Consider the following 11,825-nt stretch of genomic DNA (forward strand, 5'->3'; position numbering starts at 1 on the left):
GTTCGGTTCGCAACATCTTGCCGCAGCGTCCCTGCGAAAGCAGGGACCCATAACCACCGGCGCTGACTGCGGCAGAAGGTAGCTACCCCGTCCCCCTAAAGGGTGGGCCGCGGCGTATGGGTCCCCGCGTTCGCGGGGACGACCCGGGGAGATATCCCACTTCGCTACTCCCGGCGGCCGCCCTCCAGATAGGCGGCGCGGATTTCCGGGCGCTGCAGCAATTCGCTGCCGGTTCCGGACAGCGTGATCAGGCCGTTGACCATGACATAGCCGCGATGGGCCAGTTTCAGCGCGTGGTTGGCATTCTGCTCCACGATCAACACGGTCAGGCCGTCCTGCCGGTTCAGGGTCCGGATCGCATCGAAAATTTGCCGCGCGATCAGGGGGGCCAGCCCCAGCGACGGCTCGTCCAGCATCAACAGGCGCGGCCGGCTCATCAGGGCCCGGCCGATCGCCAGCATCTGCTGCTCGCCGCCGGACAACGTGCCGCCGCGCTGGGTCATGCGTTCCTTGAGCCGCGGGAACAGCGCGAAGACGCGTTCCAGGCCGCTCGCCCGGTCGGCCTCGCTGGAGTCGGTCGCATCCGCGCCCATCTGCAGGTTTTCCGCCACGCTCATGCGCGGAAAAATCCGGCGGCCTTCGGGCGACTGGGCAATCCGCAGCCGCGCAATCTCATGCGTCGGCACGCCGGTAATGTCCCGGCCGTCGAATTCGATGCGGCCGGCGCGGGCACGGGGCCGGCCGAAGATCGTCATCATCAACGTCGACTTGCCGGCGCCGTTGGCGCCGATCAGGGCGACGATCTCGCCGGCGTTGATGTCGAGGTCGACGCCCTTCAGCGCCTCGATCTTGCCGTAGGCCGCCCGCAACGAGCGGATCGCGAGCAGGGCGTGAGTCATGACGTTGCTTCCGTGTCCCGGGCGCGTCGCAGCGCGGAGCGGCGCGATGCAGAACCGGGACCCATGCTCCCGCGCACAAAGGCGGATCCCGGAACAGCGGAGCAGCGTTGCACGCTGCACCGCATCCGGGAAACGTGCAGCGCCTCGCTCACGTTCCGCTCTCCATCACCGCGATGGCTTCCTCCTCGTCGGCGCCGAGATAGGCCGCGATCACCTTGGGATCGTCGCGGATCTGGCGCGGCGTGCCTTCGGCGATCTTGATGCCGTGGTCCATCACCACGACGTGGTCGGAGATTTGCATCACCACGCTCATGTCGTGCTCGATCAAAAGGATCGAGGTGCCCTGGTCGGCGCGGATCGAGAGCAGCAATTCGCTTAAAGCAGCGCTTTCGCGCGCATTCAATCCCGCAGCCGGCTCGTCGAGGCAGAGTAGCGCAGGCTGGGTGCACATTGCGCGCGCGATCTCCAGGCGCCGCTGGTCGCCATAAGGCAGGTTGCCGGCGGCATCGTCGGCACGATCCAGAAGACCGATGCGGTCGAGCCAGGTCCGCGCCAGATCGATCGCGGCCTGTTCGGCGTGGTGCCAGGACGGCGCGCCGATCAGGCCGAGGAACGTCAACCCGGAAGCGCGCATCAGCGCGTTGTGCTGTGCGACCATCAGGTTTTCCAGCGCCGTCATCCCGGGAAACAGGCGGATGTTCTGAAAGGTGCGCGCGACCTTGGCCAGTTTGGCAATCCGGAAATCGTTCAGCCGCTCGAGCCGGATGGCGCGGCCGTCATCATGGGTAAGGCCGATGGCGCCCGAGGTCGGCTTGTAGAAGCCGGTGATGCAGTTGAAGACGGTGGTCTTGCCGGCGCCGTTCGGCCCGATCAGCGCGGTGATCTTGCGCCGCTCGGCGTCGAAGGAGAGGTCGTTGACGGCGACGATGCCGCCGAAGCGCATCGACAGGCGATCAACGCAGAGAATCGGATCGCCGCTCATCCGTGTCCCTCCTTGACGAGGTCGGACGAGATCGCCTGGCTATGCTTGAGGAATACGGTCGGCGCGCGATGGCCGACCAGGCCACGCGGCCGCCAGATCATCAAGAGCACCATCGCCATGCCGAACACCAGCATGCGGTATTGGTCGAGCCCGCGGAACAGCTCGAAGCCGCCGATCATGGTGAGCGCCGCCAGTGCCACGCCGAGTTGCGAGCCCATGCCGCCCAGCACCACGATCGCCAGCACCAATGCCGATTCGTGGAAGGTGAAGGATTCCGGGCTGATGAAGCCTTGTCTTGTGGCGAAGAACGCGCCGGCAAGACCGCCGAACAACGCGCCCGTTGCAAATGCGGTCAGCTTGGTCGTGGTGGTGTTGATGCCGAGCGCGCGGCAGGCGACTTCGTCTTCGCGCAACGCTTCCCAAGCGCGGCCGAGGGGCAGGCGGCGCAGGCGGATCGTGACCCAGTTGGTGAGCAGCGCCAGCGCCAGGATAATGTAGAACAGAAATACGATGCGGTGCGTCGGCGAGAATTCGATGCCGAGCAGGGCCGCCAGCCCGTCATCGGCCGGCGTCAGCGGAATGCCGAACAGGGTCGGTCGGGGAATGCCGGTGACGCCGTTCGGCCCGCCGGTCAGGGTCTGCCAGTTGATCAGGACGAGGCGGATGATCTCGCCGAAGGCCAGCGTCACGATGGCAAGGTAATCGCCACGCAGCCGCAGCACAGGAAAGCCCAGCAGCACGCCCCAGAAGGCCGCCAGGATGCCGGCGAGCGGCAGGCAGATCCAGAACGACAGCCCGAAATTGGTGGCGAGCAGCGCGTAGGAATAGGCGCCGACCGCGTAGAACGCGACATAGCCCAGGTCGAGCAGGCCGGCGAGGCCGACCACCACGTTCAGCCCCCAGCCGAGCATCACATAGGTCAGCACGAGGATGGCGAGGTCGAGAATGTAGCGCTCATCGTAGAAGAGGACCGGCACCAGGAACGTGAACACCAGCAGCGCCGGCGCGACCAGGCGTCCTGCAAGCGACAGCGCGCTTTGCACCGAAGGTGGCACCACCCTGACGGCGTCGACCGGTCCCCACCATCGCCGCAGCAGCTCGACGAGGATGCTGCCGCCGAACACGGCTGCGACCATAACGGCGAGGTCGTCGAAGCGCGTCCAGTAGACCAACTGCCCCTGCGGGCCGGCCTCGGTGCGCACGCCGATCATCATCGAAAACAGCACCAGCGCCACGAACGCGCTGATCAGCGCTTTCTTGAGGATGAAGGCGGCGCCAGGGGTGCGCGAGGTTTGGGCGGCGGGGGGTGCGCTCACGCTGCGGCCCATCAGACTTTTTCGACTTCAGGCCGGCCGAGCAGGCCGGTCGGAAGGAAGATCAGGACCACGATCAGGATCGAGAACGCGGCGACGTCCTTGTATTCGACCGAGAAATAGGCCGACCACAGCGTCTCGATCAGGCCGATCAGGAGACCACCGAGCATCGCCCCGGGCAGCGAGCCGATGCCGCCGAGCACGGCCGCGGTGAAGGCCTTGATGCCGGCGACGAAGCCCATGAAGAAATCGACGAGCCCGTAATAGAGCAGGTACATCATGCCGGCGACCGCAGCGAGCGCAGCGCCAATCACGAACGTCATGGAAATGGTGCGGTCGACGTCGACGCCGAGCAGGGAGGCCATGGTCTGGTCCTGTTCGCAGGCGCGCATGTCGCGGCCGAGCCGGGTGCTCGACACCAGCCAGGTGAACAGCGCGAGCAGCACGATCGTGGTGACGACGACGATGATCTGGATGTTGGAAAGCTGCACGACAAAGCCTTCAGAACCCTCATGCAGGGTATAGCCGCCGGTGATGATCGGCGGCACCGGTTTGACGCGTGCGCCCTGGGCGACCTGCGAATAATTGGTCAGCACGAATGACATGCCGATAGCCGAGAGCATCGGCGCCAGGCGGAACGAGTGCCGCAGCGGCCGGTAGGCGATGCGCTCCACCGTCCAGCCATAGAGCGCCGTGATCGCCATCGACACCAGCAGCACGACCAGGAGGATGAGCGGGATGGCGGTAAGCCCGAACGAGACCAGGATCAGGAAGGTGATCAAGGCGATGAAGCCGCCGATCATGAAAATATCGCCGTGGGCGAAATTGATCATGCCGACGATGCCGTAGACCATGGTGTAGCCGATGGCGATCAGGCCGTAGATCGAGCCGAGCACAAGGCCGTTGATTAGTTGCTGGGCGAAATAATCCATGCGCTGCCGTTTGTTGCATGAGGACGCGGCGAGAGCTCCGGCAGCCCATGACGACGCGTCGTGGCATTTTCTAACAGTGGGAACTGGGGGCGGCAACAGCGCCGGCTGCGGCTTATTTGGCTTGTACAGCGCTAGTTTTTGCGCAGGCGGTTCCGGCGCCACACTCCGGACACGGCATTGCCGTCCGATGATCCCACCGGAACCGCTGTTCCGCTGCAACCGACGCCGTGGCTCTCCGTTGGTTCGGGCTACGCCTCAACAACGGAGATCCCTCGATGAGCAAGATGAACCAGAACCCGGGCCAGCAGAACCAGAACCCGGGTCAGAAGCCCGGTCAGCAGCAGCAGGGCGGCGGCCAGAAGCCGGGCCAGCAGCAGCAGGATCCGGGCCGTCAGGGCCAGAAACCCAGTCAGGATCCACGGCAGATGCCAGAGTAGAAGGGCACATGCAGACAGAAAAGGCCCCGCCGAAGAGGTGGGGCTTTTCTTTTTGTGCGTGGCGTTTCCGTGTCCCGGACGCGACGCAGCGCCCTTGGCGGTGCGCCGCAGAGCCGGGACCCAGATGCAGCCGCCTCGCGTCCCGGCTCTGCGTCGCGCCACTTCATGCCGCGCCGCGTCCGGGACACGGGATAGTGCCGGGCTAGCTCTTCAGCAAACCGAGTTCGGCGATGATCGCGTTCGCCTCCTTGACGGCGTGGTTGGCTGCCGGCACGCCGCAATAGATCGCCTGCTGGAGCAGGATTTCCTTGATGTCGTCCGGCGTGAAGCCGCCCTCAGTGAGCGCCGCGCGCACATGCAGGCGGAATTCATCCCACTGTCCCAGCGCCACCATGGTGCCGATCACGAGCACGCGGCGGGTGCGGTGGTCGAAATGCGGCCGGGTCCAGATGTCGCCCCAGGCATAGCGGGTGATCAGGTCCTGAAAATCGGTATTGAACGCGTTGCGGTTCTTGATCGACTTGTCGACCCATTCATCGCCGAGCACCTTGCGGCGCTGCGCCATGCCGTCGTCGCGGCGTTGGTTGTCGTCCATGGTAAGACCTCTCTCCGTCATTGCGAGGAGCGAAGCGACGAAGCAATCCACGTATCCGCAAGCGGTGAAATGGATTGCTTCGCTTCGCTCGCAATGACGTCTCTGGTTAGCTACCGTTGCGTCAGAAAACCGATCACCGCATCGGTGAAGGCGTGCGGTTGCTCGACATTCGAAATGTGCGCGGCATCGAGGATGGTCATGCTCGCGCCGGGAATCCGGCTGCGCATGAATTCGGCGTCGGCGACCGTCGTCGACATGTCGTGGCGGCCGGCGATCACCAGCGTCGGGCTCTTGATCTTGGGCAGCAGTTCGCGCTGGTCTAGCGTCGACAGCGCCTCGCAGCAGGCGATGTAGCCCTCGACCGGCGTGGTCAGCATCATCGCCTTCATGTTGGCGGCGATCTGCGGCTCGCGCTCACGAAAGTCCGCGGTCAGCCAGCCGGCAATAACGGTATCGGCCACCGCGGCGATGCCGCCTTCCTTCACCGCCTTGATGCGTTCGTGCCAGCGCGTCGGGTCCGGGTAATAGCAGGTGGTATTGGACAGGATGATCTTGCCGAACCTGTCGGGCGCGTTGGCGCCCAGCCATTGCCCGACCATGCCGCCCATCGACAAGCCGCACCAATGCGTTCGCGCGATGTTGAGATCGTCGAGGATCGCCAGCACGTCGCGGCCGAAGCGTTCCAGCGAGTAGGGCCCGGGCGGCACGCTCGACTTGCCATGGCCGCGCCGGTCGTAGCGGATGACGCGGAACACCTGGGTGAGTGCCTTCATCTGCGGCTCCCACATCTGCATGGTCGAGCCCAGCGAGTTCGACAGCATCAGCGTCGGTCCGCCGTCGCGGCCTTCGACGGATACGTTGAGCAGGCAACCGTCGGCGTTGATCATCGGCATGGCAGTTCTCCGGCTTCTTATTTGTCGTCCAGCGAAGCGAGCAGGCGGTCGATCAGGGCTTGCGAAGCGCCCTGATAGGCCATCGGCTCGAACAGTTTTGCAATACTGTCGGCGCCGAGCTGTGCGGTGATCTTGGAATCCGCCGTCAGCACGTCGCGCAGATGTTTCTTCTCCTTGACCGCCTTCTTGCTCGCCGTCTCGATCAAGTGATGCGCGTCGCTCTTGCCGATCTTTTCGGCCAATGCCATCGCCACCGCTTCGGCCATGATCAGCCCGTCGGTCGCGTCGAGATTGGCGCGCATGCGCGCGGCATCGACTTCGAGCCCTTCCGCGATGTCCACGATGGCTGCAAGCGCACCTGATGTGACGAGCAATAGCGTCGGCAGCGTCGGCCATTCCGCGTGCCAGGGGCCGGCGCTGCGCTCGTGATCCTGCACCTGCGCTGCAAGGATGGTCGCCGCGAGATTGGGCGCCACGGTGGCGGCCGCGAGCGCGCTGGCTGCCGCCACCGGATTGCGCTTGTGCGGCATGGTGGAAGAGCCGCCGCGGCCTTCGCCCGAGGGCTCGAACGCTTCGCCGACATCGGTCTGCATCATCAGCGACACGTCGCGCGCGATCTTGCCGCAAGTGCCGGCGACGATGGCCAATACAGAAGCCGCTTCGGCGATGCGGTCGCGGTGGGTGTGCCAGGGCGCGTCCGGCAGCGGCAGCTTCAGTTCCTTGGCCAGCTTTTCCGCGACTGCTAATCCCTTGTCTCCAAGGGCTGCGAGTGTGCCGGCGGCGCCGCCGAATTGCAGGGCCAGCCCCTCGCTACGCACGCGCTGCAGGCGCAGCTTCGAGCGATGCAATGCAGCGGCATATTCGGCGAGCTTCAGTCCGAACGGCATCGGCAGCGCATGCTGCAGCCAGGTGCGGGCGACGACCGGCGTGTGGCGGTGCCGTCGCGCCAGTCCGGCAAAGCCTGCGATCGCGCCATCGATGTCGGCGAGCAGCACATCGATGCCGGCACGAAGACCGAGCATGGCGGCGGTGTCGATGACGTCCTGGCTGGTCGCGCCCCAGTGCACATAGCGCGCGGCCGCCGCGTCCGATTTGGCGACATTTGCGGTCAGCGCCTTGACGAGGGGGATGGCGAGGTTGCCAGCCTTGGTCGCCGCGTCGGCCAATGCGGCGATGTCAAATGATTCGGCACGGCACGTGCTGGTAATCGGGTCGGCCGCGCTTGCCGGAATCACCCCGGCTGCAGCCTCGGCGCGCGCCAGCGCCGCCTCGAAATCCAGCATGTTCTGCAGGCTTGCCGTGTCGTCGCAGACGGCGCGCATCGCCGCGCTCGACAGCATCGGGGCAAGCAAGGGGGAGAGGGACGTGCTCATTGACGCGACCTAACCATTCCGGCCAGTCAATGCCAATGCCCCTTGTCGGGTTCGCGCCTGCTGCGGTTGCGAATATGCATCGCCCATTGCGTCGGCGGCCTTCCTTTTGGCCCGGGCGTGCTTTACTTGGGGACTATCAGATTGACGCGATCCAGGAGGGCACCCCCATGGCCATGACGATGAACGGCGAAGTCCAGCTTGCGGCGTCGCGCGAGGCCGTGTGGGCCAAACTGAACGACCCGGAAGTGCTGAAGGCCTGCATTCCCGGTTGCGAGGAGCTGGAAAAGACTGATGAAACCAGCTTCCGCGCCATCGCCAAAATGAAGGTCGGGCCGGTCTCCGCCCGCTTCAAGGGCAAGGTTATGCTGAGCGACCTCGACCCGCCCAACGGCTACAAGATCTCCGGCGAAGGCGAGGGCGGCGTTGCCGGCTTCGCCAAGGGCGGCGCCACGGTGGCGCTGACCGAAAAGGACGGCGGCACACTCTTGAGCTACAACGTCGAAGCGCAGATCGGCGGCAAGCTGGCCCAGCTCGGACAGCGCCTGATCAACGGCGCGGCCAAGAAGCTGGCCGACGAATTCTTCGCCAATTTCGGCAAGGCCGTACAAGGCTGATTCTGACGAGGCTGATTCTGGCGAGTCCAATCCCGCAAGCCCCGTCCGATAGCCCCCGTCAAGTCACTCAGGCCATGCCCCAGAAGAGGGGCTCGTTGGGGCTCCTGAGGTTGCTCATTATCGGGATGGCCCATATTATGGGCCTTGGAATGACTATAAACGTCTGCGTTGCCCGCTCCGGCAGTGCGGCCCAAGAGAGTGGTGATGGCCAAGATTTCCCTGATCGTGAACGGTAATCCCGTAAACGCCAACGTCGATCCCCGTACCCTTCTGGTCCAGTTTCTGCGGGAAAATCTCCGGCTGACGGGCACCCATGTCGGCTGCGATACTTCGCAGTGCGGCGCCTGCGTCGTGCATCTCGACGGCAAGGCGGTCAAGTCCTGCACCACGCTCGCGGTGATGGCTGACGGCCACGAGGTCAAGACCATCGAGGGCCTGGCGCCCGACGGCGCGCCGCTGCACCCGATGCAGGAAGCTTTTCGCGAGCATCACGGATTGCAGTGCGGCTTTTGCACGCCTGGCATGATCATGACCGCGGTCGATCTGGTCAACCGCAAGGGCCACGACCTTTCGGACCATGTCATCCGCGAGGAGCTCGAAGGCAATCTGTGCCGCTGCACCGGCTATCAGAATATCGTGACCTCGATCGCCGCCGGCGCCAAGGCCATGGCCAAATCCGCTTAACCGACATGCCCGCTTAATCGACAAGTCCGCCTAATCGATTTCTTCGCGAGTAGCGATCAGGAAGTTCTCATGTACGAATTCAAATATCATCGGCCGGCGACCGTGCGGCAGGCGGCCAATCTCCTGGTGAAGAACGAAGACGCCAAGGTGATCGCCGGCGGCCACACGCTGGTGCCGGTCATGAAGCAGCGGCTTGCCAGCCCGCCGCATCTGGTCGATCTCTCGCACATCGAAGGGCTCGATGCGATCGAGATGAAGGGCCGTTCGCTGGTGATCGGCGCGACCGCCAAGCATGCCGATGTCGCGACGTCGCCGATCGTCGGCGAAGCCATTCCGGCGCTCGCCGAACTCGCTGGCGGAATCGGCGACCCCGCAGTGCGTCACAAGGGCACGCTCGGCGGCTCGCTCGCCAATAACGACCCGACGGCGGATTATCCCGCGGCGGTGCTCGCGCTCGGCGCCACCATCGTCACCAACAAGCGCCGGCTGAAGGCGGAGGAATTCTTCCAGGGCCTGTTCACGACGGCGCTGGAAAGCGACGAGATCATCACCAAGGTAATGTTCCCGCTGCCGAAGAAGGCGGCTTACGTCAAATTCCGCAACCAGGCCTCGCGTTATGCGCTGGTCGGCGTGTTCGTCGCTAGGCGCCCGTCCGACGTGCGCGTCGCCGTCACCGGCGCCGGCTCGGAAGGCGTATTCCGCGCCACCCAGTTCGAGGAAGCGCTGAAGAAGCGTTTCTCGCACAAGGTACTCGACGGTATTTCGGCATCGCCCGAAGGGCTGAACAGCGATCTACACGGCAGCGCTGAATATCGCGCGCATCTGATCGGCGTGCTGACGCGCCGCGCCGTCGAAGCCGCGACGGCGAAGTAGGCTTGCCGGTTATTTTGCCGATTTCCGGCGCATCAAGATTGGCCATCGCATGAGTGCATCGACGCTACCCAAATCCGTCGATGGGATGCTGGAGCTATTGACTTCGCGCGGCTATCTCGCGGAGCGGTCGCTGGCGACGGTCGCCTATCTGTCGCTGCGCATGGGTCGGCCCCTGTTTCTCGAAGGCGAAGCCGGCGTCGGCAAGACCGAAATCGCAAAGGTCCTGTCGGCGGCGCTCGGGCGCAAGCTGATCCGCCTGCAGTGCTATGAGGGGCTCGACGTCGCCTCCGCGGTCTACGAGTGGAGCAGCGCGGCGCAGATGATCGCAATCCGCCTGGCGGAGGCTGCCGGCGATACCGATCGCGAGCAATTGTCGTCGGATATTTTCGCTGAACGTTTCCTGATCAAGCGTCCGCTGCTGCAGGCGTTGGAACCTGACGTTGCAGGCGCTCCGGTGCTGCTGATCGACGAACTCGACCGCGCCGACGAGGCGTTCGAGGCGTATCTCCTCGAAATTCTCAGCGACTTCCAGGTCACGATCCCCGAGTTTGGCACCATCAGGGCGCCGCATCCGCCGATCGTCATCATCACCTCGAACCGCACCCGCGAGATCCACGACGCGCTGAAACGCCGCTGCCTCTATCACTGGGTGGATTACCCCGAGGCCGAGCGCGAGCTTGCGATCGTCAAGTCGCGCGTGCCGGGCATTTCCGCAAAGCTGTCGCAGCAGGTCGTTCACTTCGTGCAGGCGCTGCGCGAGCAGGATTTTTACAAGTCGCCGGGCGTTGCCGAGACCATCGACTGGGCCACCGCGCTGACCGAGCTCGACGCCCGCTCGCTGACGCCGCAACTGGTCGGCGACACGCTCGGCGCGCTGCTGAAATACCAGGACGACATCGCGCGCATGCAGGGCGATACGCTGCAAAAGGTTTTGAAGGACGCGACGAGCGATTAGCAGTCATTCCGGGGCGCGCCTCTTGGCGCGAGCCCGGAATGACGGCAGAGGTTAGTTGCACCATGACCACCATCGACCACCTCAATCCCCCGACCGGCCACATGGCCGACAATGTCGTCGGCTTCGGCCGCGCGCTACGCGCTGCCGGGATTCCCGTGGGTCCCGGCGCCGTGATCGACGCCCTCGACGCGCTGCAGGCGATCGAGATCGGCAACCGTGCCGATGTCTACGCCACGCTGGAAGCGATCTTCGTCAAGCGCCACGAGCATATGCTGATCTTCGCGCAGGCCTTCGACCTGTTCTTCCGCGCCGCCGAGGACTGGAAGCACATGCTGGATTCGGTGCCGTTGCCCGATCACGCCAAAAAGAAGCCGCCGCCGGCCTCGCGCCGCGTGCAGGAGGCGTTGGCGCAGCCGTCGGCGCGCGATGACGTACCGCAGGTCCAGGAGCAGGAACTGCGGCTGTCGGTCTCCGACAAGGAGATCCTGCAGAAGAAGGACTTTGCCCAGATGAGCGCGGCCGAGATCGCGGAAGTGACCCGCGCCATCGCCAACATGAAGCTGCCGCAGGCCGAGCTGCGCACCCGCCGCTATCAGCCCGATGCAAAAGGCCTGCGCCTCGACATGCGCCGAACCTTGCGCAGCAGTCTCCGCACCGGCGGCGAGATCATCGATATCCGAAAGCTCGGCCGGATCGAAAAGCCGGCGCCGATCGTGGCGCTGCTCGATATATCCGGCTCCATGAGCGAATATACCCGCCTGTTTCTGCATTTCCTCCATGCCATCACCGACGCGCGCAAGCGTGTCTCGGTGTTCCTGTTCGGCACGCGACTCACCAACGTGACGCGGGCGCTGCGGGCGCGTGATCCCGACGAAGCCTTGGCGAGCTGTTCGTCTTCGGTGGAAGACTGGGCCGGCGGCACCCGCATCGCTACCTCGCTGCACTCCTTCAACAAATTGTGGGGTCGCCGCGTGCTCGGGCAGGGCGCCATCGTGCTCTTGATCTCCGACGGGCTGGAGCGCGAGGCGGATGCCAAGCTCGCCTTCGAGATGGACCGGCTGCACCGGTCCTGCCGCCGCCTGATCTGGCTCAACCCGTTGCTGCGCTACAGCGGATTCGAGGCCAAGGCGCAGGGCATCAAAATGATGCTGCCGCACGTTGACGAATTCCGCCCGGTGCATAACTTGACCTCGATGGAAGGGCTGATCGAGGCGCTTTCGGCGCCGCCTCCGCCGCACCACATGAGCCGCATCCGCTCAGCAGCTTGAAAGGGCA

Annotated in this window: 13 protein-coding genes; 6 read left to right on the forward strand and 7 right to left on the reverse strand. The window is 64.8% G+C overall.

Features of this window, described 5'->3' with window-relative positions:
- Positions 1-164 precede the first annotated feature (164 nt).
- The 4 genes from V1278_RS17165 to V1278_RS17180 all read right to left on the reverse strand — a co-directional run bounded on the left by V1278_RS17165 (position 165) and on the right by V1278_RS17180 (position 4,126).
- Positions 165-899: an ABC transporter ATP-binding protein gene (locus tag V1278_RS17165; RefSeq protein ID WP_334384201.1), complete on the reverse strand. Its 735-nt coding sequence runs from the start codon at positions 897-899 to the stop codon at positions 165-167.
- Between the two features lie 148 nt (positions 900-1,047).
- Positions 1,048-1,881: an ABC transporter ATP-binding protein gene (locus V1278_RS17170; protein WP_334381645.1), complete on the reverse strand. Its 834-nt coding sequence runs from the start codon at positions 1,879-1,881 to the stop codon at positions 1,048-1,050.
- The gene (gene livM / locus V1278_RS17175; protein ID WP_334381646.1) at positions 1,878-3,209 is read right to left on the reverse strand and encodes a high-affinity branched-chain amino acid ABC transporter permease LivM; all 1,332 of its coding nucleotides are present in this window, start codon (positions 3,207-3,209) and stop codon (positions 1,878-1,880) included. Before livM ends, V1278_RS17170 begins: the two co-directional genes overlap by 4 nt.
- On the reverse strand, positions 3,209-4,126 hold the full coding sequence (locus tag V1278_RS17180) for an ABC transporter permease subunit (RefSeq protein ID WP_028349939.1): 918 nt from the start codon (positions 4,124-4,126) through the stop codon (positions 3,209-3,211). The genes livM and V1278_RS17180 overlap by 1 nt, the downstream gene beginning before the upstream one ends.
- 275 nt (positions 4,127-4,401) lie before the next feature.
- On the opposite strand from V1278_RS17180, the gene V1278_RS17185 reads away from it, so the two are divergent.
- Entirely contained in the window at positions 4,402-4,563 is a 162-nt protein-coding gene (locus tag V1278_RS17185) for a hypothetical protein (protein ID WP_171578229.1), read from the forward strand.
- Positions 4,564-4,765: 202 nt separating this feature from the next.
- On the opposite strand, the gene V1278_RS17190 is transcribed toward V1278_RS17185, so the two are convergent.
- From V1278_RS17190 to V1278_RS17200, 3 genes are all read right to left on the reverse strand, one after another.
- Positions 4,766-5,158, reverse strand: a complete 393-nt coding sequence (locus tag V1278_RS17190) for a carboxymuconolactone decarboxylase family protein (protein ID WP_334363568.1) — start codon at positions 5,156-5,158, stop codon at positions 4,766-4,768.
- 110 nt (positions 5,159-5,268) lie between these two features.
- Entirely contained in the window at positions 5,269-6,051 is a 783-nt protein-coding gene (gene pcaD, locus V1278_RS17195) for a 3-oxoadipate enol-lactonase (RefSeq protein ID WP_334381647.1), read from the reverse strand.
- Positions 6,052-6,068: 17 nt separating this feature from the next.
- Positions 6,069-7,424: a 3-carboxy-cis,cis-muconate cycloisomerase gene (locus V1278_RS17200; protein WP_334381648.1), complete on the reverse strand. Its 1,356-nt coding sequence runs from the start codon at positions 7,422-7,424 to the stop codon at positions 6,069-6,071.
- Positions 7,425-7,591: 167 nt separating this feature from the next.
- On the opposite strand from V1278_RS17200, the gene V1278_RS17205 reads away from it, so the two are divergent.
- The 5 genes from V1278_RS17205 (at position 7,592) to V1278_RS17225 (ending at position 11,818) form a co-directional block, all read left to right on the forward strand.
- Positions 7,592-8,038 carry a CoxG family protein gene (locus tag V1278_RS17205; protein WP_334363563.1) on the forward strand — a complete coding sequence of 149 codons (447 nt, stop codon included), beginning with the start codon at positions 7,592-7,594 and terminating at the stop codon, positions 8,036-8,038.
- Positions 8,039-8,242: 204 nt separating this feature from the next.
- Positions 8,243-8,722, forward strand: a complete 480-nt coding sequence (locus V1278_RS17210; protein WP_028349934.1) for a (2Fe-2S)-binding protein — start codon at positions 8,243-8,245, stop codon at positions 8,720-8,722.
- A gap of 69 nt (positions 8,723-8,791) precedes the next feature.
- Positions 8,792-9,595, forward strand: a complete 804-nt coding sequence (locus V1278_RS17215; protein WP_334363561.1) for an FAD binding domain-containing protein — start codon at positions 8,792-8,794, stop codon at positions 9,593-9,595.
- 49 nt (positions 9,596-9,644) lie between these two features.
- Complete coding sequence (locus V1278_RS17220) at positions 9,645-10,550, forward strand: AAA family ATPase (protein WP_334381649.1); 906 nt, start codon at positions 9,645-9,647, stop codon at positions 10,548-10,550.
- 38 nt (positions 10,551-10,588) lie between these two features.
- Positions 10,589-11,818 carry a vWA domain-containing protein gene (locus V1278_RS17225; RefSeq protein ID WP_442893641.1) on the forward strand — a complete coding sequence of 410 codons (1,230 nt, stop codon included), beginning with the start codon at positions 10,589-10,591 and terminating at the stop codon, positions 11,816-11,818.
- Positions 11,819-11,825 lie beyond the last annotated feature (7 nt).

Source organism: Bradyrhizobium sp. AZCC 1577 (genome assembly GCF_036924575.1).
Taxonomy (GTDB): domain Bacteria; phylum Pseudomonadota; class Alphaproteobacteria; order Rhizobiales; family Xanthobacteraceae; genus Bradyrhizobium.